We start from the raw sequence: 23,768 nt of genomic DNA, 5'->3' as shown, positions 1-23,768 counted from the left end.
TAGTATCCCGGGAGCACCGGTGAAGCAACAAAAACTTCGCGGTCTCCCTATGCCTTGCTAAACACCGTGAAGCTCTTGACTGTGTGGGCGTTACCTGCGGAATAGGTGAACGTCTGAACAAGGTCGTCGTCACATTCAAACTTGGGAGTGGCATAGTACACGAGCCGTCCGCCTGAGCTGAGGACCGTGCGGATACGAGCCAGAAGGGCCGGCGTAAGCCTGACCAGGCGCACCGTCACCAGGTCGAACCGGTCGGCGAAGTCGGTCTGCTCAAATGAGGAAGCCATGATGTGGGCCTTAAGGTCCAGGGCAAGCATGATGCGCCGCAGAGCGGCGGCTTTCTTTTGCGTTCGTTCCACAAGCACGGCCTGGGGACCCACGACACCGCACATGAGAAACGGGACAGCCGGGAAACCCCCGCCGGAGCCAATGTCAAGATACCGCTGTACCGGGCTCGACAGAACAGCCAGTGGAAGAAGCGATTCGGCCATCAGCCGGTCCAGATCGCGCGGCGATGTTTCACGTGAAACAAGGTTCAGCCGCTCGTTCTCTTTCATGAGCTCGGCAAAGTAGCGATGACGGGCACAGGCGGGGTCGTGCTGCCGGAGTACGGCTTCGATATCGAACGTAAGCTGGCTGCTCCGCAGGATCATGAGCGAAGCGCCTTGTGTTTTTTCAGGTGTACCGAGAGAACGGCAAGGTCGCCAGCCGTGACACCCTCTATGCGTCCGGCCTGTCCCAGTGAACGCGGGCGGTAACGATCGAGCTTCTCCAGCGCTTCCCGCTTCAGACCACCCAGCGACTTCCAGCCAAAATCTTCCGGAATAGTCTCGGCTTCAAGCCTCTTGAACTTGTCTATCTCACGTTGCTGCTTGTCGATATACCCCTTAAAGCGGATCCGGACCGCGGCACGTTCGAGAACCTCCCGGTCGCGGGAAAACCGGCCGTCATGAGCGATCAGTAAAGGCAGCAACTCGGGAATGCCCACTCCGGGCTGCTTGAGAAGAGCTTCGAAGGTGACCTTTTCCTTCCTGGTGAACCTTCGGCCGACTTCCCCCAGATCACTGACGCTCACGGTGGTTTTTCTCAGGGTGGTCATTTCTCTTTCCGTAAGCTCCTGCAGGCGGCGGAAACCGAGATATTCCTTCCTGTCGATCAGGTCGAGACGCTCCGCATGCTCGAACAACCTGTCACGGGCATTATCTTCACGCAGGGCAAGACGATACTCCGCCCTCGAAGTGAACATTCTGTAAGGCTCTGTAATAGAGTGCGTTACAAGATCATCTACCAGAACCCCGATATAGGCTTCAGAGCGGTCCAGGATGAAGGGCGGTTCCTTATTAATGTATAGCACAGCGTTACAGCCAGCCATGAGTCCCTGGGCGGCAGCCTCTTCGTATCCCGAGGTGCCGTTTATCTGGCCGGCCAGAAACAGCCCGCCGACGGGTCGGCTCTCCAGCGAGGGCTTGATCTGGTAAGTCGGGCAGTAGTCATACTCTATGGCATACCCCGGTCTTGTGATCTCAGCCCGATCGAGGCCCACCACCGTCCTGATAGCCCGCCGCTGGATTTCCTCGGGCAGAGCGGTCGAAAAGCCGTTGGGATAGATCTCGCTGGTGCCGTTACCCTCAGGCTCGAGGAAGATGTGATGCTTGAGCTTGTCAGCGAATCGGTAGAACTTGTCTTCGATGGAAGGGCAGTATCTGGGCCCAATCGATCTTATCTGACCGGAGAAGATGGGCGACCGATGGAAGTTCGCAGATATTATCTCTTTTGTCCGCAACGAAGTATAAGTCAAATGACACGGCGTCTGGGCAAAACTGCGGCGTTTTGAACGACAGGAAAAAAACGGAATGGGCACCTCGCCCGGCTGGATCTGACATCGGGACCAGTCGATAGTGTCACCGTCAAGGCGCGGCGGCGTGCCGGTCTTGAGTCGGCCCAATCGGAAACCGTGTTCTTGCAGCGACTCTGACAGCCTGTACGCGGCTCTTTCTCCGTTGCGACCAGACCGGATTTTCTTCTTTCCGATATGAATGAGCCCGCCCAGGAAGGTCCCGGTGGCTATGATCGCCGCCCGGCAACTTACTATCGTACCTTCCGCGGTTCGGACGCCTGTGAATTGGCCGTCCGCGACGATCAGGTCGGTGACCTCGCCCTCGAGCACGTCAAGGTTCTTTTGCCGGGCGCAGTACTCGACCACGTACCGACTATACGCCAGACGGTCAGCCTGCGCTCTTGTTGACCAGACTGCCGGCCCGCGCGAGAGATTCAGGCGACGGAACTGGATGCCGGTAGCATCAATGGCCTGGCCCATCAACCCGCCCAGGGCGTCGATCTCCTTAACCAGCTGAGACTTGCCTATGCCCCCGACAGCCGGGTTACAGGACATCAGGGCCAGTTTTCGTGCGTCCATCGTAACGATAGCCGCAGTGCTGCCCATGCGGACGGCCGCAAGAGCGGCCTCGACTCCGGCGTGACCGCCACCAATGACCACAATGTCGAAATCCGTCACTCTCATCTGCTCAGAACTGCTCTCGCCTGGCCGGTGAACTGCATCGAATCTGTCCCAATCTCACGCTTCCACCGGCCTGTTTCACGTGAAACGGAGGTTAAATATACACAATCGCTGGCTGAAGCTAAACGCTTTTTCCCGTTGAACTGCCCGATCCGATCAGCGCTCGGGTGAGAAGTGCGGATCACTTGCCGATGCAGAATCGCGAGAATATACTGTCGAGAACCTGTTCCGTATATACCCGTCCGGTTATCTCGTCAAGGTCCGAAATCGCCTGCCGAAGGTCAAAGGCAGTCAGCTCCGGTGTCTCGTTTCCGGCCAGCTTCCTGCGAGCGCTCTTGAGGTTCTTCAGCGACCGGGAGAGCTTTCGCTGGTGACGAGCCGACGTCACCACCAGCCCCGATGTCAGATCCGGCATAATGACATCAATGCGGTCGGCCAGCCCGGCTTTCAGATGATCAACGCCGTCAGCCGTCAGGCAGGAGAGAGCAACGGCATCCCTCATGGCGCGAAAGGTTTCCGTAGAGGCAGGCGGTGATATGTCTATCTTGTTTCCCACTAACAAGATAGGTATTTTGGGCAGACTCTTTAGATCCACTTGCAGCAGTTTTCTCCAGTTCCGTTTGGCAAGATCGACTACCCAGAGTGCCAGATGCGCTCCTTTCATCAGTTCCCGCGCTCGCGTTTGACCCTGCATCTCCAGTGCGGCTCCGGCCTGTCTCAGGCCGGCCGTGTCAATCAGGTTCACGGCCACGCCGTCCACGTCGATCCACTCCGAGAGGTAGTCTCTGGTCGTTCCCGCGGTCGGATAAACCAGTGCTCTCTCGTGTCTTAATAGCATATTAAATAGGGATGATTTACCTACGTTCGGACGACCCCCGATCACCACGCGTAATCCTTCGTTGATGATGCGACCGCCCTTGTATGTGTCCAACAGCCTGCTGACTCTCTCACGAACGGCGTCAACTTCAGCCACGAGGTCGGTCGGGTCAGCCGGTTCGATATCATCCTCTATAAAGTCAATGCCGGCCTCGACCTCGGCAAGCAGGCCAACCAGTCGGCTGCGGATTTCCTCGATATGTTGCGAATATCCCCCGAGAAGATGCTCCCGGCCGGCTCGAAACGAGGTTTCGGTGTTTGCGGCGATAATCTCGGCCACCGCCTCGGCCCTGGCCAGGTCGATGCGTCCGCTAAGAAAAGCCAGGCGTGTAAACTCGCCCGGTTCGGCCGGCCGGGCACCGGCCTCGATCAGGACCCTGAGTATCATCCGCACGATCTGGCGGCCTCCGTGGCAGAAAATCTCGACCTGTTCCCGACCGGTGTACGACTTGCCGGCCGGCATATACACGGCCGTAACCTCGTCAAGCGTCTCACCCTCGGCCGTGACGAACGTGCCGTAGCGCATGGTAAACGGCTTGAAGGTCACGGGCCCGCGGGAACCGACAAAGAACTTTTCAAGAAGCGCCCTGCTTTTCCTCCCGGCCAGGCGCAGTGCGGCGACGCCCCCCTCTCCGGGAGGAGTTATAACGGCTGCGATCGTGTCATTATCAGGGAAGGACTTCTTTTTTCTCGGGCACATCGTTCACGCCGCGCGAACCGCAGTGGCCTTCCTGCGCTTGAACACCACATAGTCGAGCAGGGAAAAGAAGGAAAAGCACGTCCAGTACAGCACTAGACCGGCGGCAAACCGGTAGAAAATGAAACCCATGAACACGGGCATGATATAGAGAAACATCTTGTTCTGCTGATTCGTGGCCATCGTCAGCTTCTGCGAAATAAACTGCGTCGCGACCATCAGTACGACCAGAATGATATAGGGATCCGTCGGGCCGGTGGCTCCTCTGGACAGGTCGCTGATGAACCAGACAAAAGGAGCGTCCCGCAAGAGAATCGTCGAACGGAACACGGAGAACAGAGCGAAAAAGAGCGGCATCTGGGGCAGGATCGGCAGGCAACCGGAGACCGGATTCACACCGTGCTTCTTGTACAGCGACATCATTTCCTTGTTCAGGGCCTGCGGGTTCTTCTTGTACTTCTCCTTGAGCTGCTCAATCTTCGGTTGCAGTTCTTTCATGGCGTTCATCGACTTGAACGACTTCATGGAAAGGGGCAGTGTAATTATTTTGACGAGGAGCGCGAAGAGGATGATCACGAACCCGTAGTTGGCGACAACCGAGTACATTCTCGGAAGCAGCCAGATGATGGCGATGGCGAACGGCTTGATGATCCACCCGACGACCGGCGTGGTCCCGATCCCCAGCATGTCCTCCAGCCCCACTCCGTAGCGTGACATGAGAGTGTAATCAAGCGGCCCGACAAACACCCTGAAGTTATCGTCGATGCTGGTGGCCGCTCCGACCTGCATTCTCATGCCGGCGATAATCTCCCGTCCCTCGACCTGACCGTTGCGAGTCTCGACCTGCAGTTTTCTGCCCTGGGCCACGACCGCCTCAGCTTCCCTGTCCTGCGGAATCATGACGGCGGCGAAGTACTTCGCTCTCAGGCCTGCCCAGGCGGCACTGCCGTCGGCGCGCTGGTTGAGAAGTCCGTCGTCGAAGTCATCAAGTTTCACGCGCGAACCGGACTGCATAGCCACCGCTTCCATCGCACCGTAGTCCGTCTCTGTGTCCGGCTCCGTGACGCCCAGGGACGTGTTCCACATCAGCGTATAGAAGCGTTCAAAGCCGAATGTCTCATTGTGGTTCACCTGGAGACGCAGGTCGAAATGGTACTGATCCGGATAGAATACGTACGTTTTGACTATCTCTCCACCCTCGGCCGAGCGGTAGGTATAGGCAAGTTCCAGGGGCGCGCCGGCGACGTCGTAGGTGCGCGGCTCGAGGCTTGACCGGTAGTGCAGCGACGAAGTGCTAAAGGAGTCATCGGAGAACCTCGCGTCCGGGGTTGCCTCCACTGCGCCGGGAAGCATTTCTATCGGGCGGCCGTCTCGATATGCATACTCACGCAGCTCAATGGACAACGGTCCGCCGCCCGAAGTCGAGAGTGCCGCCGTGTACTTCGCCGTTTTAATGATGACGATGTCCGCAGAAACTGTATTGGCAGTGGGCGTGACCGCCTGTTCAGCCTGTGCCGGCGGCCGTGCTAAGGCGTCGGGCGTTTCTACCTGCGGCTTGGCGGTGCTTTCCGGACTCCCTTCCAGAGCGGGGGCCTGCTGCGAGGTGGTGTCGAGCTCCGCGGGAGGTTCGGCCGCTTCCTTGGCAGGCTCGACGAAGCCGAAGAACTGCAGGATCTGCCAGTAGAAGAGGATAATGATCACCAGCAGTATGACAATGGGTAGAGTCTTTTTGTCCAACGCAGGCTTCCTTGTCAGTTCGGAGATTCCCGTCCCTCGGTGCAACCACGCTTACTCAACCGGATCGTACCCACCTTCATGCCACGGGTGGCACCGCAGCAGACGCTTGACGGTCATCAGGCTGCCGCGAAATGCCCCGTGTTTTCGAAGAGCCTGCTGGGCGTAGAGAGAGCAGGTGGGCCAGAAACGGCAACTGTTACCGATCAGCGGCGAAAACGTCCAGCGATAGACGTAGATTGCAGCGATAAGCGGATAGGCCACAAGCAGCGAGACTGATCTGTCACTCAGCGCTAAGCTCTTGAAAAACCCGGCAGACATCGGTTCTGATCCGGTTCAGTTCCGGTTCCTCGTCGGTCACTTCAGGGAAAACCACCATCTTCACGGACCGCGTCAGCCGCGTCCTAGACAGGCGAATTGCCTCGCGAAACAGCCGTTTAATCCGGTTTCGGCGGATGGCCGGCCCGTGACGGCGGGAAAGCAGAACCGCAAACTTAAAGCGGTCCGAGGGCTGCCACACAACTGCAAAACAATTCCCCGGTAAGCGACGGCCGTTTTTCAAAATCTCGGAGATTTCCGACCGACTTTTCAGGCTGCAGCTTCGGGGGAGTTTACCGCTTTCGGGCAATAACTACCGCCAGTCTCTTCCTTCCCTTGGCTCGACGTCGCGCCAGCACCCGACGACCACCCTTGGTCGCCATGCGCTTGCGAAAACCGTGGTCATTTAACCGCTTGCGGTTTGACGGCTGAAACGTTCTCTTCATCGTTTTCCCTGTTGCTAAATTAGCCCGACAATATACCCAAATAAACCATACGGTCAAGGGAATTATAGACATCCCCGTGCCCGATCGCCTGCCGGAGCGCCAGGACCATAACAACGCACATGACCCGGTTCGTTCCCGGCTTTTCAAACGCTTGTCCGGCCTCGCCGCAGTCTCGTCGCGCCCCTACGTCCGAGCGCCACCTAAGATCGGGTCCACGTGCGGCAGGAGTTCCTGTTCCAGCGTAGAGGAAAAGTCTGCCCACGTGGACAGGCTTTGCGCCCGCTTCTGACCAGCCTGGCTGATCGTCCGGTAAAGCTCCGGGTCGTTCAGAAGTGTGTCAATGGCTCCGGCCAGAGCCGGCGCGTCGGCGGGAGGCACCACGATCGCCGTCAGGCCGTCGGTCACCATCTCCGGGACGGCTCCGACCCTTGTGACTACCGCCGGCAGGCCGAAACAAAGTGCCTCAGCCAGCGCCATGCCGTAGCCCTCGGACAGCGACGGCATCACGAGCAGGGAACTCCGCCGGTAGAGATCATGGAGCCGCTCGCGGTCGACAAAGCCTTGGAAAGTAACCCGTTGCCGGAGTCCGAGACGGTCGATGAGGGCCTGGATCGCGCGCATATGATACGGTTCCTGCTCCGTGCCGCCCGCAACGTCGAGGACAACGTCCACACGGCCTAACTGCGGCATCGCGCGGATCAGGTAAATGAGTCCCTTAATACGTGAGCATTCTCCGACGTACAGGAGGCGGACAACGCCGTCCCGGTCGGCGGTCCGAGGCCCGGAATCGCACGACCGGCTTACCTCCAGGCCGGGACTGGCCACAATAACCGGTATGTCGGGGCGCCCGGCCTTCCGCACCAAGCCGGCAGTGAAGCGACTGTTGGTGACGGCAATATCGGCGTTTCTGAGAAGGTAGTTCTCGGCCCGGCGGACCAGCCGTCGCTTCAGCCAGGTGCGGCTGGACAGTGACGGCCGCGCGCTCTGGACAACCAGCAGCAGCTTCCCGGAGCCGCGCTTGAGCTGACGAACCGCCGGTAGATTCACCACGGCAGACGAGATGTCACTGACCACAAGCCGTGGGGCATTTCGTCGCACCAGTTCCCGGGCATACCGGGCCCGCGTCAGCCGGGACGATGTTTCCACGGGGGGAGGGCCAAGTTCCCCGGGTACCAGATCGGGGTATCCGGAGGCCAGGAAGGAGTGGAGGTGACGATGGTACAATTCTCCCCCGCGACGTCCGGCAGAGAGGAATTCAAGATAGAGGATCATCGCCCCGGCCCCCCGGCGCCGCCGAAGCGCGACCTGACGAAGCTGACAATCCGCTGCGATTCAGGTATTCCCAGTGCGACTCCCAGCCCGAAGTATATACCGGCGCCCGCAGCGGCAATGACTGCCAGGCGGAGAAACTGCCACAGCAACGGCGCCATATCGTTCGCGGGCCACGCGCGGCCAACTGCTGCCCAGAAAACAACAACCAGCGCGATAATCGGAACCAGCCTAGCCAGCAGTCGGGTATCCTCTCGAGCCACCTTAAGCCCGAACGTGCGGGCCAGGTCTACGCTCATGACCAGGAACCCGACAAGCCAGGCCACGGACGTGGCCAGGGCCAGGCCGTCGTGCTCGAGGGGGCGGACCAGGAGCATGCTTGCCCCCACTTTCACCAGGAGCATGAACAAGAGTATCATCCCCAAACGCACCATAGCCCGGCGGGCGTAGTAAAACCGCATCTGGTAAATGTACACTGAATACAGAAGGATCCCGAGGGCATAGTAGCGGAAGGCAGTGGCCGTCAGGTGCGATGATGCCGCGTCAAACGCGCCGCGCTGAAATGCGATTCTGACAATGTCTTGAGAGAACAGAACCATCGCGGCCGCCACGAGAACCATGACGGACAATATCGCCCGCACGGAGTGCCGGTACAATTCCCGCAACCTGTCCTGCTGCGAGGGTGCGGACATCTCGGTTATCCACGGAAAAGCGGCCAGCGAGAACGTAACCACGAGTATTCCCGGGGCCAGTTGAGTGAGAAACACCGCGTATCTCAGGGCGGCAATCTGACCCTCTCCGAGATACCTGGCCGCAAGGAACCGATCCACCGCCGGATAGGCCAGAGAGACCGACTCGATGACGGCTACGGCCAGGGCGAGCCTCAGCAACGCAGAAACGTGAACTCCGGCACGGCTCGCCGGCTGGGACGGCCCGAGCAGGGTCAGCACGAAGGCGCCGTTGACGCAAAACAACATCACCGCTCCGGCCAGCCAGCCGATGGCCAGAGCCTGGATGTCCAGTCTGCCGTACAGCAGCAGAACGCAACCCACGACGGCCGCGTTCATTACAAACGGGGAGATCGAGGGAATGACAAAGTGCTTCTTGCCGTAAAGCCAGCCCCGGAAGTAGGCCTCGAGCCCGCGAAAGAACACTGTCCAGGCCAGAATCCCCATCAGGGACACGCCCAGAGCCGTTTGATCCGCTCCGAGAAAGGGCGCCAGCCACTGAAGGATCAGCGCCCGGAAGATGAAGATAAGAACAGCGAGCGAGCCGAAGACAATCCCGAACACGGCCAGCCCCCGCCGGAAGAGTGACGCTTCCTGTTCGGGCGACGATTTGCAGACGGAATTCAGCCACGGGACGACGGCGGTCGGTATCGCGGCGAACAGAATGCCGGCCACGAATTCCGGCACCGTGGAGGCCAGAATGAAGGTGTCGAACGTCCCGCTGGTGCCGAAATAACCCGCCACGATCGCCTCGCGGGTGTAGCCGAACAGCCGGCCGAGTATGCCCGCAACGATGGTAACGGCCGACGCCGCCAGCAGAGACTGCTTGAGAAGCCGGGAGCTCACTTGCGGTCCCCGCAAACGAGTCTTTCAACCTCTTCGTGCAGCGCCGCCCGGTAGTGCAAGCCGCCTACGTCGCTTTGACGCATGATCCTGCCGAAGGTGTCAAAGTCAGCCCAGCGTGCAAGCCGGACTTCTGCGATCTCGCGGGTGTCCGTGAACCGAAAGTCACCCCGGACGTAATCAGCCGTGAACACGAATGACCTCCAGTCAATGTGCTCGTCACCGTGAGTGAACGTCGCCGCAGTGCGCAGCACAAAGCGGTCAAGCCGGATTTCGCAGCCCACCTCTTCGGTGACCTCGCGGCGAATGCCGTCATGGAAATCTTCTCCCGGTTCCAGGCCGCCGGACGGCGCCCGGTAGAGCCCCGGGGGATAAAACGGCTTTGCATTCACAGCCAGCCTGTCGCCCTTTCTTATGTAGAGAGTGACGTCATGATTGCGGCCGTTGCGTTGCGAAAACCGGATGCGGTCGAACTCCCGCCGGGAGACCTCGAAAGCGAACGAGGCACGGCCGGGGACCCCATAGAGGCGCTCCATGCGCCTGATCATCTCGTCGGTGACGTACATCTCAGAGCAGGGGAAGGATGTCGTGCTGCAGGGGCAGCGTTGTCACCTCGCAGCCCTCGTGACTGACGAGCACGTTTATCTCCGTCCGGAACCCGCAGTCCGTCATGTAAATGCCGGGCTCGATCGAAAAGAGATGCCCCCGCTGGAGTTTTCGTCGATCCTCCGTTTCGAGGTTGTCAATGTTCGGACCCGAACCATGCTCGGAAGTGGTGATCGAGTGGCCGGTGCGGTGCGTGAAGTACCGGCCGTAGCCGGCGGCCTCGATCACGCCCCGGCAAACGTCATCCACTTCGCAGCCGAGGACGGGCCGCGCGACGAGATTTTTGCTCAGGAACGCCACCGCGGCGTCGCGCGCGCGCCTGAGGACGGAGAAGATGTCCTGGAACTTCGACGGCACGTCCTGCCGTGCACCCGTATAGGCCATCCACGTGATGTCCGCATAGACCGACAGTTCGGTATTGATTCGTGCCCACATGTCGATAAGCACGAGCTGCCCGGGGCCGATGCCGGCGCAATGTTCTGCGGTCGGCTCGTAGTGCGGATCGCCGGCGTGTCCGTCCACGGCACAGATCGGCCCGGAGGCAGTATGCATGTCATACTCGGCGAAACGTTCCTTGATGAAGGAGCAAACGTCGTGCTCGGTAATGGACTTTCCGGCGCGCACGGCCTCGGCAACGTACGAGAAGGCCGTGTCCTTGATCTCTACCAGGTTGCGGGCGGCGATGCGGTGAGCCGCCACCTGCTCGGGGGTGAGGCGCGCCTGGAACGAGGCTACCAGATCGGCTGACGACTCTATCTGTACGCCCAGCCGACGGACCAGTTCCACGGTGCCGGCGTCGACCAAACCGACGTAGGGAAGACGACCGCTCGGAGAATACTCCATGGCGATTCTCGCCTTCCGGTCAAGGATGGATTGCAACTCGTGTTCAAGTTGCCCGTACCCCGAGTAGATGATAACACGGCCGGACAGGCCGCGAAACTTCCCCGTTTCGACCGCATGGACCAGCGCAACCGGTTCACCCCGGTCAGGGATGAAATAGAAAGAACGCCGCGTCAGGACACCGCCGAGCCGCAGCATGCTCACGGCGATGTCATTGCGGCCGTGGAAATCGGCCATCAGCCAGCCGTCCAGGTCGTGTTCCACCAGGTATGCTTGGATCGCTTCGATGTCCACTGCCGTGCTCCGGACGTTTATGATACTCAAAAAACGGCACCAACTCAACCTATTCGTAACTTGACACTCCGGCAGGGCCAAAATAGATTGTTGTGAACACTTATGCCCATACGCATAGTCATAACCGGGGCTCCCGGATCCGGGAAGACTGAACTCATGAACCGGCTTCAGGCCGATCCTCGTTTCGGTGATTTTGTCTTCCTGGAGGAGCTTGCGAGGAAGTTGCTTCGGGAAAACCCGGCTTATCGGGCCGACCGGGCCGCGTTCCATGTCGCTATCTACCACCGGCAGGTCGCCCGGGAGTCGGCCCTCAAGGATAAACCGTTCATCACCGACCGCGGTACCGCCGACGCGTTTGCGTTCCATCCCGAGACGCGGGACGACGTCGGCACCACTCTCGCCGCCGAGTACGCGCGATACACCTCGGTCATTCAGCTGGAAAGTTCGGCGGCCCTGGGCGAAGAGTACTACTCGGGGGACGAAGTTCGACGGGAACCGATCGACGATGCGCTGGCGATCGAGCAGGCGATTCGAGAGGTTTGGAAGGGTCACCCGGATTATCACTTCATCCGTGCGAACCGCGACATGGAGGCCAAACTCAAACGGATCATCGAGGTCCTGGACGGCTGCGTGGAGCGCACGACGTAATGCACGAAACCCCTGTAGGTGCGTCTTTTTGAGAACATTGCTGCTGATTACTGAGGAGACATTATGAAAAGGCAGATTTGGATCGTATGCGGGCTGACGCTCGCCTGGGCAGCGCTGGCCGCGGCCGTCAACGGCCAGTCAGGCTTCTTCGAGGAGTTCACGGCGAACTACGACCGGCTGTTGACGGATCTGCAGCGGAAACCGCCGGCTGAACTGGCCGAAATCAGTGATTTCGTATACCAAAAGGACATTGCCACGTTCACCTTCACCAAGGGCAAGCTGTATCTTCTTCGGCACGTCCAGGGCCGGCCGACGACCGCCATCTTCGTGGGTGAAGGAAACGCCCGCATGGACGTGCCGGTCCACACCGAACGGCAATCGTTGCTTTTCTGCTCGGGCGACAGCGCCGTCAACCAGGACTTCAGCGTCTGCTTCATACACATGGCCGACGATTTCGACCTAAAGGTGCGCGAGCGATTCGCGTTCGAGCCGACGGGACTTCCGTGGCGTGATTTTGAGAATTCCAAGCAGGGGGAATTCTTCTTCAAGCCGGTGGTTATGCACGCCTACGACAACCTCTTCCAACTCCTTCGATCACATTACGAGCGCGGCGAGGACGGCTACTTCTGGGCCGACTTCGACCGCTACGTTTTTTCATACGATCCCAATCGCCCGGAGCAGGTCATCATAGCCTACGAACACGAGGGCGGTGACGTAGTCCTGACCGATGGTGCCGTCCTGCAACGCATGGAACGCGGGATTACCGAGGACTCCCGGGTTTCGGACGTTCAGTTTCCAACGACCATGCTGCGCCGCGAGGCGAGGCTGACCATGGCCGGGCTCGACGGCAAGCTGGTTGATGAAGCGGAGGCGGACATCGAACTCAGTGTCACTGCCGACAGCCTGCGCTTTGTTTCCCTGTTTCTGCATTACAATTTGAAGCTTGACTCCATGCACTACCAGGGCCGGCCGGTGGATTACCACCGGCGCGGCGATTTCACGTTTATCGGTGTCATTCTGCCGCAGTACGTTTTCAAGGGAGACACCATTGTCTTTCGGTTGTGGTATCATGGAAAGGACTACGGCATTCCGTTGCCGTTCGTCGCGGACCAGTCTCCGGCGCCCGTCCATCTGACTTTCAACGTGCCCAAGGGATACAACTACATCATGCCGGCAATGGGGGAACTGACCGACGTCGGCGGGGGACGCATGGAGTTCGAGGTAGCCCCGGCAGAGCCGTACACCAACTTCCAGTTCCAGCCGTACGCCGCCGGTTTTGATACTATCCCGGAGGTCAGCGACATAGGCATCTCGGTCAACTTCGTCAAGTCGGGCCACCTCAGCAAGAGTCGCAACCGGTGCTTCATACCCGACGAGATCTATCGTCCCGCCGTTCTCGGCGCGTTCAATTTCGTGACCGGACGTCTCGGCATGCCGCCGGCCACCTTCCAGGTATTCGTCTACCCTGAAAGCACCCTGGCCATGCCGGGCCTGATGGAGGTATCTCAGGTACAGTGCCTGCAGGACGAAACCGGGGGGATACACATGGTAGCCGGTAAGGCCGCTGCCCGGCAATGGTTCGGACCCCTGGCCCGTCCGGTGACCGACCGGGAGTACTGGGTTCTTGATGCCGTACCGGATTACCTGAGCCTGATGTATGTCGGCGACGCGATGGGCTACGACGTGTTTTTCGGCGAGATGGGCAGGCGCCGCAACTACGTTTACACTGAGGTCGAGAACAACGACGACCTTCCCCTCGCTTCCGGCAGGCGCATGCATTCCAACAACCGCACGGCCAAGGGCGCCTGGATCCTGCACATGCTCCGGTATCTCATGTACGACCTCGAGACGCGCTCCGACCGTACCTTCCTGGAGTTCATCCGTACCCTCTCCGGTCTGGCCAACGGCCGGGACTTTACGAATCGCGACGTCGTTGACCTCGCCGAGCAAGCCTACGGCGGATCCCTCGACTGGTTCTTCCATCACTGGCTGTACGGGCGAAACCTCCCCGAGTACAAGGTCGAGTACAGCATCGACGGGGGAGAGGACGGGTACGGAATCAGTGTGGACGTCGCCACCGACGGCGTCGGCCCCGAGTTCAGGATGCCGATTATCATGCGCGTCCAGGACGTCGACGGCGGGTCGAGCTACGTTCGCCGTGAGGTGTCCGGCCCGACCGACCGGTTCACGCTGGGACCGTTCCCGACCGAGCCGAAGGAGCTGATCTTCAACGAATTCTTCAGCGTGCTGTCAAAGGACAAGGTGAAGAAGAGATAAAGCCGCTTGTCGCCGGGCCGCGCCAGGCTCTTCTGGCCGGCCTCAGCTTTTCAGCAGCCGATCGGCGAGCAGGTGCAGGAACAGGCCGACGTCGGTGACAACGCCGATGGTCTGGTGGGAACCGCGATCCCTCAGCTTAGTGACGACGGCAGGATTGATGTCGACGCAGATGGTCAGGACCTCCGCCGGGATCATGTTGCCGACGGCAATCGAATGCAGCATAGATGAGAGCATCAGCACGATGCCGGCGCCCTCGAGAATGCGGGCGTGCCGGTCCTGCGCCTCGTTCATGTCAGTGACGGTATCCGGCAGCGGACCGTCGTCCCGAAGCGACCCCGCCAGGCAGAAAGGGATTCCGGTTTGAATGACCGCGTGCATGACGCCGCTTTGCAGTGTTCCCTGCCTGACCATCTCCGCCAGTGATCCGGCACGGCACACCTCGTTGATCGCGCGCAGGTGGTTGCGGTGGCCCGTCTCGACCGGGCTGCCGGTGGCCAGATCGATGCCCAAGGAAGTGCCGTACAGGGCCAGCTCGACGTCGTGCACCGCGATGGCGTTACCGGCCAGCAGCGCGTGGATGTACCCGTGGCGGATGAGGTCGGCGAGGTTGCCGGAACCGCCCGTGTGCACGGCGACCGGTCCGGCCACGCAAACCACCTTGCCGGCTCCGTCCCTGATCAGTTCGGCCACGCGGTCGACCACCAGGCGCACTTTGCGCTCAGACGAAACTTCACCCGACATGAAGGCAAAGCCGGCACGGTCGCGCTCCACGTAGTCCGGTCTCACCCTGACGCCCGACAGCCCGCAGACGATCCGGTCACCCCGGCGCACGTCGCGGAACTTCTTCACCACCGCGCCGGAGTCACCGACGACAACGACACCGTCCATCCGGATACCCTGCACCGGCACCCAGCGGCCGTCAACCCTGACGGAAGTCTGGTAGTTCGTAGTGCTGTAAAAATCGGGCGGGACGACGCCGTCGACAGGGGCCTCCCTGAGAGCCACCTCTTCATCGACGTCGATCTGGCAGCCGAGAGCAGACAGCTTGAGAAGGATGGTGTTCATGGCCAACGGATCATCGTTGCTCACTCTCAGTGACGCCCGCGAGAACTCCTGGTTGTTTCGGCCTATCTGGAAATCGAGAACCTCGAAGTTGCCGCCGTCCGCTATGATGGCATCGAATATCCGGCTCATCAGGCCGGAGTCGATCAGATGCCCCTCGGTATTTATGGTCTTCTCAATCTGTGGCATACACCGGTTATCGGCATGTCTCAAGGCAAGCTGACTGCGGGTCCGCCCCCCCCCGCCGACGCACTATCGGATTGGAAAAGCCGCCAGATGGGCTTATCTTTAGAGAGATGAGTATCGAATACGGCAAGCCCGAATCGGAACGGGCAATCCTGGTAGGTCTGGCGCGCAATTCCAGGAAACGCAGCGAAGTAGCGGATTCCCTGCAGGAGCTCGCTCTGTTGACCCTGTCAGCCGGCGGAACTGTCGCTGCCACGCGCGTCCAGACAAGGCCGAGACCGGACGCGGCTTTCTACATCGGGAAGGGGTTGGTACGGGAGCTCAGGGAGCAACTTGAGGATATCGGAGGCAACTGCGTTGTTTTCGATGATCCGCTGTCGCCTGCTCAGCAGCGCAACCTCGAGCGTGAACTCGAGGCCAAAGTGATCGACCGGCCGATTCTCATCCTGGACATATTCGCGACGCGGGCCAGAACCGCCGAGGCCAGACTACAGGTAGAGCTGGCGCAACTGGAATACACGCTGCCGCGACTGACGGGCGCCTGGGTTCACTTCTCCCGGCAATACGGTGGTATCGGAGCGAAGGGACCCGGTGAGACGCAGTTGGAGATCGACCGCCGCCGGGTCAGAAAGAAGATCGCCTACCTCAAGGATAAGCTCGTCCGGCTTAACACCCAGCGGGCGATCCAGCGCAAAAGGCGACAGGAGTTGTTCAAGGTGGCCCTGGTCGGCTACACGAACGCAGGCAAATCGACGCTGTTCAATCTGCTTACCCGGGCCAACGTCCGAATCGAAGACAAGCTGTTTACGACCCTTGACTCCACGACTCGGATTATGTCGTCGGGTTACCCCTGCCGGGTCGTGTTCTCGGACACGGTCGGCTTCATCAAGAAACTGCCGCACCAACTGGTCGAATCCTTCAAGTCGACGCTGGAGGAAGTGAACCTGGCCAACCTGCTGTTGCATTGCGTCGACTGCTCTGACGAACGATTCGAAGACCAAATCAGGCAAACTCACGAGGTACTCGAAGAGATCGGGGCCAGTGCCATCCCGTACATCATGATCTACAATAAGATAGACGTTACTCCCGATTTTCTCCCGCCGCCGCTTGACGGGGCCAGGCAGTTCGCCGTATCCGCAACGGAACGTACCGGAATCGACGAGCTGAAAGCCGAGATCATCGCGGCCTCCAACCTGTACCTCCGGGGCAGGAAGTAGTTCAGTTTCGCCGATTTTCTGCCGATACCCGGACTGGAGGTACAGTTGTGGGCAAGAAGATTCTCATCGTTGACGACAATCCAAACATGTCCTCTTTGCTATCGGAAATGCTCGAGGTCTTTGATTACGAATCCGTTCGCGCCTCTGGAGGAGCCCAGGCACTCCAAGAGCTTGAAAAGGGGGCCTTTTCAATGGTAATCACGGATATGCGCATGCCCAACATGAGCGGAATGGAGCTTGTCCAGGAGGTCAAGAACCGGTACCCGAAACTACCCGTGGTACTCATATCGGGGTACTCCGTCAACGAATTGCAGTCCCAGGCAGGATATCTGAAACCGGACGGCTTCCTGGGCAAACCGTTGATGATGTCCGATATCGAGAAGCTGCTCAACACGTTGCTCTGATCGCCCGGTCCTTCGCAGGACTGAAACCCCCAATACTGTCTCAGCCACGGCGGCAGGTTCCGCGCAATCTCGCGGGCCGGTCCGCATGTCGGTAAGGCAGGGCCAACCACAGACGCCACCATCGGACTTTGAGATCCTCCTTGCCGGTTGACGGCGCTGTTGGGAAGACATATACTGCCGCCGACACAAGAGGATTCTCATGGACCCAGGAAAAATCAAAATCAAACTGATCCGGAACGGCCCGGCGTTTGTGGAGTGCGAAGAGGCGGAGATTTCCAGGCCTGACGAAAGCACGGAAACGAAGAAGGGCAAGTTCGCCCTGTGCCGTTGCGGACACTCGAAAAACAAACCGTACTGCGACGGCTCTCATCAGGCGGCCGGCTTTCAGGGGTAGGACAACCGCACGCGGGACGTCACCGTCAGCTGATCCCGCCCCAGAACGGCCCCGCCCTTCACCGGTCGGAGCGGCGCCGCCTTACGGCCGCCACCAGCACCGGGACAATAACGATTTGAATAGCCAGCCCGGGCAGTCCGGTGACGATCGGACCGGCGGACGAAAAGAAGAAGGCCACGCTGTAAGGTAATTCCATAAACAGCCCCAACAGGAGCATCCCGATCCCGAACATTACGCGCCCGAAGACGATGGCAATCAGGAGCGCGATGTAGACATTCAGCCCCAGGCGGATGTAGGCCAGGCCTGCTATGAGACCGTACACCGGCAGTTCCAGTGACATCAGGGGCACGGCATACGACGGCGGCATGCCGGTAACAAGATGGGAGAGACCGGGGGCAAGGAGACCCACGACCAGACCGCTCGCAGGGCCGGCCAGGAAGCCGGCCAACAGGACCGTTATGTGCATGGGCAGGAATATGCGACCTCCCAGGCCAAGGGCGTGGAATCCGACCGGCAGCACCAACGCCAGGGCCAGGTACAGAGCACTGTGGGTGAGCCACAGAGCGCGCGAGGATGTTGAATATGGAGACACGGTTGTGCTGCGGGCCGTCAGAATCAGACCTGGCCAACCATGGCTGAGGCCAGATAAAGCCCGGGGTGGTCCTCTATCCTGACATCGGTGAAGCTGCTGGCGTTGAACATTCGGTCCATCTCTTCCCGTTCCGGCAGGGCGTCATGCGCAACGGCCCCACCGATCTGTCGATGCAGATCGGAAAGCTCCTTTGACGAAATCAGGTGGATGATATGAAACCTGGCGCCGGGTTTGAGGACCCGCCTGGCTTCAAGCAGCGCCCTCTGCTGATTGGCGAAATGCGCAAAAGCTGAAAAAGAAATACTCAGGTCAAACGTGGAATCTCCGAAAGGCAACGCCGAAGCATCGGCATCAACTACGTTGACATTGGCAAACGAGAAGTTGCGATGGGCCACCCTGGCCATCTGAATCGAGAAGTCTACACCGGTAACGGTACCGTCGGCTCCGATCCGGCGGCGCACCAGGTCAAAAAGAACACCGGTCCCGCAACCCAGGTCCAGAACGTCCATCCCCTCCTCAAGGTCAAGCATGCCAACAATGTGGGACAATCGTTCGAGATCCTCGGCAGTGAACTGGAGATCCCACTCGGCCGCCAGACCGTCGAAGAATTCCTGGTGAGGGTCACGCATGGTGCCCACAATGTAGGGGGGCGAAAAACCCTGTCAAGCGCTTTCACCGGCCCGCGCCGTTCCCGGGAACGGCGCCTGAACGGTACCCTGCCTGCCGCCAAGAAAGCGACCCTCCATCACCGATTTGCCCTTTATCTGTGAGCCGGTCTTGGCTATACTACGGGTTACCGTTTTGGCGGGGAAACCATGAAACACGCCGGCCGCAACGAAACCAACGAACTGTGCCTGTACATAAAGGGGGCCCGCGAGCATAATCTCAAGAACATCGACGTCACGATTCCGCGCAACTCGCTCACCGTGATTACGGGGCTGTCCGGTTCAGGAAAAAGCTCCCTGGCTTTTGACACCATCTACGCCGAAGGTCAGCGCCGGTACGTGGAATCCCTCTCGGCCTACGCCCGCCAGTTTCTCGGCCTGATGGAGAAACCGGACGTGGACCTCATTGAAGGGCTGTCGCCGGCGATTTCGATTGAGCAGAAGGGCACCCCGAAAAATCCGCGGTCGACGGTGGGGACCATTACTGAGATCTACGATTACCTCCGGCTGCTGTTTGCCCGTATCGGCGTTCCCCATTGCGCCAAGTGCGGCCAGCCGATCACACAGCAGACGGTGGAGCAGATTGTCGACTCGGTATTGACGTTCGAGGAAGGCACGCGCCTGATGGTTCTGGCCCCGCTCGTGCGCGGCAAGAAAGGGGAACACCGGGAAGTCATCGAGCAGGCCCGGCGGGAGGGTTTTGTCCGGCTCCGCGTGGACGGACAGGTTGTGGATTCCGACTCCGAGATCAGCCTGGACAAGAAGAAGAAACACACCGTCGAGGCCGTCGTGGATCGGCTGGTGGTAAAGGTCAAGTCGAAACGGCGTCTGGCCGACTCCGTTGAGACGGCGCTCAAGATGGCCCAGGGAACGGTTCTGGTCAACATCAAGGGCAAGGACCTGTTGTTTTCGGAGCAGTTCGCCTGCCTGAACTGCAATATCAGCTACGAGGAGCCCAGCCCGCGCCTGTTCTCGTTCAACTCCCCCTACGGCGCGTGCCGGACCTGCGACGGGCTGGGGCAGAGGATGGAGATCATGCCGGAACTGGTGGTCCCGAACCGGTCGCTGTCGATCAGCGAGGGAGCCATCCAGCCCTGGGGGGGCGCGGAAATGGCCAACTGGTACCGCTACATGATCAGAGGCGTGGCCAACCATTACGGATTCAAACTTTCCACGCCGTTCAAGAAGCTCCCCGGTGAAGTGCAGAAGGTCCTCCTGTACGGTTCCGCTAAGGACGAAATCCAGTTTGCCTACGAACATACTTCGGGCAAGACGAAGGGTTCCGGGACTTACCGGGCAAGATTCGAAGGAGTCATCCCTCACCTGGAGCGCCGTTACCGGCAGACGGAATCGAGCGGTGTTCGCCTGTGGATCGAGAACTACATGTCGATTACCAACTGCCCGGCCTGCCACGGCGCCCGGCTGCGCCCCGAAGCGCTGTCGGTGATTATCGACCGCGAGACAATCGATTCCGTCGCCGACATGTCCATCAAGCAGGCGGCGACCTTTTTCAGGAAGGTAAACCTTTCCAAGAGGCAGCAGACAATCGCACGCCAGATACTCAAGGAGATCCGAGGACGCCTGGGGTTCCTGTGCGACGTCGGCCTGGACTACCTGACGCTCAGCCGCGCTGCGTCCACTCTGTCCGGGGGCGAGGCCCAGCGTATCCGCCTGGCCACGCAGATCGGGTCCCGCCTGGTCGGCGTTCTGTACATTCTCGACGAGCCGTCGGTCGGGTTGCACCAGCGCGACAACCGGAAGCTGCTGAACACGCTGACCGAGTTGCGGGATATCGGCAATACCGTCCTGGTCGTCGAGCATGACCGGGAAACGATCGAGAGCGCCGACTGGGTCATCGACCTCGGGCCGGGGGCGGGACTGCACGGCGGCCGGGTCGTGGCCACGGGCAAGCCCAGGGACATCAAGGCCTGCCGCGCTTCGATCACCGGCCAGTACCTGGCCGGCACCAGACGCATCGAAACGCCGGCCTCGCGGCGTACCTCCAACGGGTTCTCAATCGGCCTGCGGGGTGCGGCCGGCAATAACCTCAAGAAAGTCGACATAGACGTACCTCTGGGCCTGCTCGTCGCCGTCACCGGCGTTTCCGGCTCCGGGAAGTCAACGCTGATAAACGAGACTTTGTACCGGATCCTGGCGCGGCACTTTTACAGCAGCCGGACGATGCCCCTGCCCTACGGGAAGATCCTCGGCATGCAGCACGTTGACAAGGTGATCGATATCGATCAGTCGCCGATCGGCCGCACGCCGCGTTCCAATCCGGCCACCTACACGGGAGTTTTCACGCCTATCCGCGAACTGTTCTCGTCGCTGCCGGAGTCCAGGGCCCGGGGCTACCTGCCGGGACGCTTCTCATTCAACGTCAAGGGAGGCCGCTGCGAGGCCTGCGAAGGCGACGGCATTATAAAGATCGAGATGCATTTCCTTCCGGACGTCTACATCCCCTGCGAAGTCTGCAAGGGCAAACGCTACAGCCGGGAAACTCTGGAAGTGACGTTTAAGGGCAAGACGATTGCCGACGTTCTCGACATGACGGTCGAGGAAGCGCTCACCTTTTTCGAGAATGTCCCGCGCATCAAGAAGAAGCTGCTTACGCTGGCCAATGTCGGGCTCGGCTACATTCACCTCGGGCAGCAGGCGACGACCCTGTCCGGAGGTGAAGCCCAGCGCGTAAAACTGGCCGCCGAACTCTCCAAGGTCGCCACCGGCAAGACGCTGTACATCCTCGACGAGCCCACGACCGGGCTGCACTTCGAGGACATCAAGATGCTCCTTAAAGTGCTCGCCGAACTGGTCGACCGCGGCAACAGTGTGCTCGTGATCGAACACAACATGGACGTAATCAAGACGGCCGACTGGATTATCGACATCGGCCCGGAGGGAGGCGACGACGGCGGCCGAATTGTGGCCACGGGGACACCGGAAGCAATTGCCGAGACGAAGAGTTCATACACCGGGCAGTTTCTCAAAGGGGTGCTCCAGAACTGGTAGCTACGCGCCGGCCGGCCCGGGCGTGAAAGAACGTTAAACAGAACCGGCCGCCCTGCACCACGGCGGGGCGGCCGGTTTTTATCACCTCTCGAACAAGAGCGAGGTTGAACAGCCTACTGTCTTGTCCTCCCCGCGGGCTGCCGGACCTCCGGCACGGGCGGGCGGGATTCCTTCACCGCCGCCTGGCCGTCGGGGCTGCCCAAATCTCCCGGTGCGCATTGCAGCGTAGAGTCGATGCGGTAGCAGCGCGGGCCGTCCCATTCGGGTCCGATTATTCCGCCGACCGCGGGAGCCCACATCCATGAGTTGGTTCCTTCCGGATACCAGCAGGAATCGAGGCAGATCGTACGGCCGTGCGACTCCGGAGGGATCGGGCCGATGGTCACGGAGTACGTGAGAGCATTGAATCCGGGCGTCAGGCCGGCACCGCCGTCAGGCTGAAAGAAGAAGCTGAGGCCGGCTACACGCACCGTGTCAGCATCAGCGCCGGTAACGTTCCAGTACTGGACCTGATTTACGAAGTCGAAGCGCTCGGGCCAGTCGGCCTGCAACGCCTCTATCGCCACCGTATCCCATTGCGCTCCGTCGGTGGAGTATATGGTAAACCCGTGATCGAAGGCAACCATTGTGTCCGCGGTCGCATTGATGAATCGCAGGTAGAACGTAATGGGCACACCGGTCTGCATTGCGTCAATGCGCGTCCCGTTCACGTGGTCAACCTTGACCCATTGCTCGCCCACGGCACCGCACGGCACCGGCGGCTCCTGGGAGATGAACAGGTAGTCGATCAGGGCGGTAAGGTCACCGATGTCAATAGCGTCAAGACCGTCCGTGTTCGCTTCGTCCAGACACACCGGCTCATAACTGGGATCTATGAACAGGTATATGACCAGCATCGTGACATCAGCAATGCTTACTCCCCCCTCCTCGTCTCCGGTAACGTTTCCAGTAAGCCCACGACAGCAGGTCTGGCATATGTCACCGACCCCGTTGCCGTCGCTGTCGGTCTGGTCGGGGTTGTAATCATCGGGACAGTTGTCACAGGCATCACCATAACCGTCGCCGTCCCCGTCGTGCTGGTTCGTGTTCACCGAATCACGACAGTTGTCACACAAATCGCCTACCAAATCGCCGTCCGCGTCATCCTGATCGGGATTGTAGTCGCCCGGACAGTTGTCCACCTCGCACGTGTTCGCCGGATACCCCGGATTGCCAAACCCGTCCCCGTCCTTGTCCGTGCACGGATCACACGCGTCACCGGCTCCGTCACCGTCCGCGTCCGACTGGTTCGGATTGGACACATCGACACAGTTGTCGCACGCGTCTCCTGCGTCATCCCCGTCCAGGTCCTCCTGAAGAGGATTGTAGTCAGATGAACAATTGTCGCAGGCGTTGCCGAAGCCGTCACCGTCACCGTCCTCCTGGCCCGGGTTGTAAGCGGCCTCACAGTTGTCACAGGCGTCTCCTATGTCATCCCCGTCTACGTCCTCCTGAAGAGGGTTGTAATCAACCTCACAGTTGTCGCAGGCGTTGCCAATACCATCACTATCTCCGTCTTCCTGGCCCGGGTTGTAAGCGGCCTCACAGTTGTCACAGGCGTTGCCGAGGCCGTCCCCGTCACTGTCCGCCTGATCCGGATTGTACTCCCCGGGACAGTTGTCCTGGGCGCACGTATTGGCCCCGTACCCCGGATCACCATACCCGTCCCCGTCCAGGTCCGTGCAGGCGTCACACAAGTCTCCTATACCGTCACCGTCCGCGTCCGCCTGATCCGGATTGTAGTCGCCCGGACAGTTGTCCAACTCGCACGTGTTCGCCGGATACCCCGGATTGCCGTACCCGTCTCCATCCGTATCCGTGCACGGATCACACGCGTCACCGGCTCCGTCACCGTCATAATCCGACTGGTTCGGATTGGGCGCATCAACACAGTTGTCGCAGGCGTCGCCTGCGTCATCCCCGTCCAGGTCCTCCTGAAGAGGATTGTAGTCAGATGAACAATTATCGCATGCGTTGCCGACACCATCACCGTCGCCGTCCTCCTGGCCCGGATTGTAGTCAACCTCGCAGTTGTCGCAGGCGTTGCCGAAGCCGTCACTATCGCCGTCCTCCTGACCCGGATTGTAGGCCGTCTCACAGTTGTCA

20 protein-coding genes are annotated in these 23,768 nt (G+C 60.0%); 6 read left to right on the top strand and 14 right to left on the bottom strand.

The window, feature by feature from the left end; all coding sequences use genetic code 11:
• Positions 1-47: 47 nt before the first annotated feature.
• The 10 genes from VMY05_11615 to VMY05_11570 form a co-directional block, all read right to left on the bottom strand.
• On the bottom strand, positions 48-653 hold the full coding sequence (locus VMY05_11615; protein HUV31719.1) for an RsmG family class I SAM-dependent methyltransferase: 606 nt from the start codon (positions 651-653) through the stop codon (positions 48-50).
• Positions 650-2,521: a tRNA uridine-5-carboxymethylaminomethyl(34) synthesis enzyme MnmG gene (gene mnmG / locus VMY05_11610; protein HUV31718.1), complete on the bottom strand. Its 1,872-nt coding sequence runs from the start codon at positions 2,519-2,521 to the stop codon at positions 650-652. Before mnmG ends, VMY05_11615 begins: the two co-directional genes overlap by 4 nt.
• 178 nt (positions 2,522-2,699) lie before the next feature.
• Positions 2,700-4,094, bottom strand: a complete 1,395-nt coding sequence (mnmE, locus tag VMY05_11605; GenBank protein ID HUV31717.1) for a tRNA uridine-5-carboxymethylaminomethyl(34) synthesis GTPase MnmE — start codon at positions 4,092-4,094, stop codon at positions 2,700-2,702.
• Positions 4,095-4,097: 3 nt separating this feature from the next.
• Positions 4,098-5,828 (bottom strand): membrane protein insertase YidC, encoded by a 1,731-nt coding sequence (yidC, locus tag VMY05_11600; GenBank protein ID HUV31716.1) that lies wholly within the window; start codon positions 5,826-5,828, stop codon positions 4,098-4,100.
• A gap of 51 nt (positions 5,829-5,879) precedes the next feature.
• The gene (gene yidD / locus VMY05_11595; GenBank protein HUV31715.1) at positions 5,880-6,146 is read right to left on the bottom strand and encodes a membrane protein insertion efficiency factor YidD; all 267 of its coding nucleotides are present in this window, start codon (positions 6,144-6,146) and stop codon (positions 5,880-5,882) included.
• Positions 6,147-6,436: 290 nt separating this feature from the next.
• Positions 6,437-6,589, bottom strand: coding sequence for a 50S ribosomal protein L34 (gene rpmH / locus VMY05_11590; GenBank protein HUV31714.1), 153 nt, complete (start codon positions 6,587-6,589; stop codon positions 6,437-6,439).
• A 183-nt stretch (positions 6,590-6,772) separates the two neighbouring features.
• The gene (locus VMY05_11585) at positions 6,773-7,861 is read right to left on the bottom strand and encodes a glycosyltransferase family 4 protein (protein ID HUV31713.1); all 1,089 of its coding nucleotides are present in this window, start codon (positions 7,859-7,861) and stop codon (positions 6,773-6,775) included.
• Entirely contained in the window at positions 7,858-9,432 is a 1,575-nt protein-coding gene (locus VMY05_11580; GenBank protein ID HUV31712.1) for a lipid II flippase MurJ, read from the bottom strand. The genes VMY05_11585 and VMY05_11580 overlap by 4 nt, the downstream gene beginning before the upstream one ends.
• Positions 9,429-9,965: an NUDIX hydrolase gene (locus tag VMY05_11575; GenBank protein HUV31711.1), complete on the bottom strand. Its 537-nt coding sequence runs from the start codon at positions 9,963-9,965 to the stop codon at positions 9,429-9,431. Before VMY05_11575 ends, VMY05_11580 begins: the two co-directional genes overlap by 4 nt.
• Positions 9,966-9,996: 31 nt before the next feature.
• Complete coding sequence (locus VMY05_11570) at positions 9,997-11,169, bottom strand: M24 family metallopeptidase (GenBank protein ID HUV31710.1); 1,173 nt, start codon at positions 11,167-11,169, stop codon at positions 9,997-9,999.
• A gap of 102 nt (positions 11,170-11,271) precedes the next feature.
• Here VMY05_11570 and VMY05_11565 point away from each other — a divergent pair, with 102 nt between their 5' ends.
• Together VMY05_11565 and VMY05_11560 are read left to right on the top strand one after the other, a co-directional pair.
• A complete protein-coding gene (locus VMY05_11565; GenBank protein ID HUV31709.1) occupies positions 11,272-11,817 on the top strand; it encodes an ATP-binding protein in 546 nt (181 codons plus the stop codon).
• Positions 11,818-11,880: 63 nt separating this feature from the next.
• Positions 11,881-14,094, top strand: a complete 2,214-nt coding sequence (locus tag VMY05_11560) for a hypothetical protein (protein HUV31708.1) — start codon at positions 11,881-11,883, stop codon at positions 14,092-14,094.
• Between the two features lie 42 nt (positions 14,095-14,136).
• On the opposite strand, the gene VMY05_11555 is transcribed toward VMY05_11560, so the two are convergent.
• On the bottom strand, positions 14,137-15,345 hold the full coding sequence (locus VMY05_11555; protein ID HUV31707.1) for a TIGR00300 family protein: 1,209 nt from the start codon (positions 15,343-15,345) through the stop codon (positions 14,137-14,139).
• Between the two features lie 107 nt (positions 15,346-15,452).
• Between VMY05_11555 and hflX the strand changes: the two genes are divergently transcribed.
• The 3 genes from hflX (at position 15,453) to VMY05_11540 (ending at position 17,357) form a co-directional block, all read left to right on the top strand.
• Complete coding sequence (hflX, locus tag VMY05_11550; protein HUV31706.1) at positions 15,453-16,559, top strand: GTPase HflX; 1,107 nt, start codon at positions 15,453-15,455, stop codon at positions 16,557-16,559.
• Positions 16,560-16,606: 47 nt separating this feature from the next.
• Positions 16,607-16,963, top strand: coding sequence for a response regulator (locus VMY05_11545; GenBank protein HUV31705.1), 357 nt, complete (start codon positions 16,607-16,609; stop codon positions 16,961-16,963).
• 199 nt (positions 16,964-17,162) lie between these two features.
• The gene (locus VMY05_11540; GenBank protein ID HUV31704.1) at positions 17,163-17,357 is read left to right on the top strand and encodes a CDGSH iron-sulfur domain-containing protein; all 195 of its coding nucleotides are present in this window, start codon (positions 17,163-17,165) and stop codon (positions 17,355-17,357) included.
• Positions 17,358-17,415: 58 nt separating this feature from the next.
• Here VMY05_11540 and VMY05_11535 read toward each other — a convergent pair whose 3' ends face one another.
• On the bottom strand, positions 17,416-17,949 hold the full coding sequence (locus VMY05_11535; GenBank protein ID HUV31703.1) for an ECF transporter S component: 534 nt from the start codon (positions 17,947-17,949) through the stop codon (positions 17,416-17,418).
• 23 nt (positions 17,950-17,972) lie between these two features.
• Positions 17,973-18,578: a methyltransferase domain-containing protein gene (locus VMY05_11530; GenBank protein ID HUV31702.1), complete on the bottom strand. Its 606-nt coding sequence runs from the start codon at positions 18,576-18,578 to the stop codon at positions 17,973-17,975.
• 186 nt (positions 18,579-18,764) lie between these two features.
• Here VMY05_11530 and uvrA point away from each other — a divergent pair, with 186 nt between their 5' ends.
• Entirely contained in the window at positions 18,765-21,623 is a 2,859-nt protein-coding gene (uvrA, locus tag VMY05_11525; protein HUV31701.1) for an excinuclease ABC subunit UvrA, read from the top strand.
• 113 nt (positions 21,624-21,736) lie between these two features.
• Here the strand turns inward: uvrA and VMY05_11520 are convergent.
• Positions 21,737-23,768 (bottom strand): hypothetical protein (locus tag VMY05_11520; GenBank protein HUV31700.1); only part of this gene is annotated, 2,032 nt, incomplete at its 5' end.

This window comes from Acidobacteriota bacterium, assembly GCA_035529075.1.
Classification (GTDB): Bacteria; Zixibacteria; MSB-5A5; order GN15; family FEB-12; genus DATKXK01.
The sequence above is the reverse complement of the archived record's forward strand: the minus strand, read 5'-3'. Positions and strand labels throughout refer to the sequence as shown.

Excerpts from the sequence above, each read along its gene's own strand:
- VMY05_11575 (HUV31711.1), bottom strand. The coding sequence starts at position 9,965 with ATGGAGCGCCTCTATGGGGTCCCCGGCCGTGCCTCGTTCGCTTTCGAG.
- uvrA (HUV31701.1), top strand. The coding sequence starts at position 18,765 with ATGAAACACGCCGGCCGCAACGAAACCAACGAACTGTGCCTGTACATA.
- VMY05_11540 (HUV31704.1), top strand. The coding sequence starts at position 17,163 with ATGGACCCAGGAAAAATCAAAATCAAACTGATCCGGAACGGCCCGGCG.
- yidD (HUV31715.1), bottom strand. The coding sequence starts at position 6,146 with ATGTCTGCCGGGTTTTTCAAGAGCTTAGCGCTGAGTGACAGATCAGTC.
- mnmE (HUV31717.1), bottom strand. The coding sequence starts at position 4,094 with ATGTGCCCGAGAAAAAAGAAGTCCTTCCCTGATAATGACACGATCGCA.
- mnmG (HUV31718.1), bottom strand. The coding sequence starts at position 2,521 with ATGAGAGTGACGGATTTCGACATTGTGGTCATTGGTGGCGGTCACGCC.
- hflX (HUV31706.1), top strand. The coding sequence starts at position 15,453 with ATGAGTATCGAATACGGCAAGCCCGAATCGGAACGGGCAATCCTGGTA.
- VMY05_11530 (HUV31702.1), bottom strand. The coding sequence starts at position 18,578 with ATGCGTGACCCTCACCAGGAATTCTTCGACGGTCTGGCGGCCGAGTGG.
- VMY05_11615 (HUV31719.1), bottom strand. The coding sequence starts at position 653 with ATGATCCTGCGGAGCAGCCAGCTTACGTTCGATATCGAAGCCGTACTC.
- VMY05_11585 (HUV31713.1), bottom strand. The coding sequence starts at position 7,861 with ATGATCCTCTATCTTGAATTCCTCTCTGCCGGACGTCGCGGGGGAGAA.
- rpmH (HUV31714.1), bottom strand. The coding sequence starts at position 6,589 with ATGAAGAGAACGTTTCAGCCGTCAAACCGCAAGCGGTTAAATGACCAC.
- VMY05_11555 (HUV31707.1), bottom strand. The coding sequence starts at position 15,345 with ATGCCACAGATTGAGAAGACCATAAATACCGAGGGGCATCTGATCGAC.
- VMY05_11560 (HUV31708.1), top strand. The coding sequence starts at position 11,881 with ATGAAAAGGCAGATTTGGATCGTATGCGGGCTGACGCTCGCCTGGGCA.
- VMY05_11565 (HUV31709.1), top strand. The coding sequence starts at position 11,272 with ATGCCCATACGCATAGTCATAACCGGGGCTCCCGGATCCGGGAAGACT.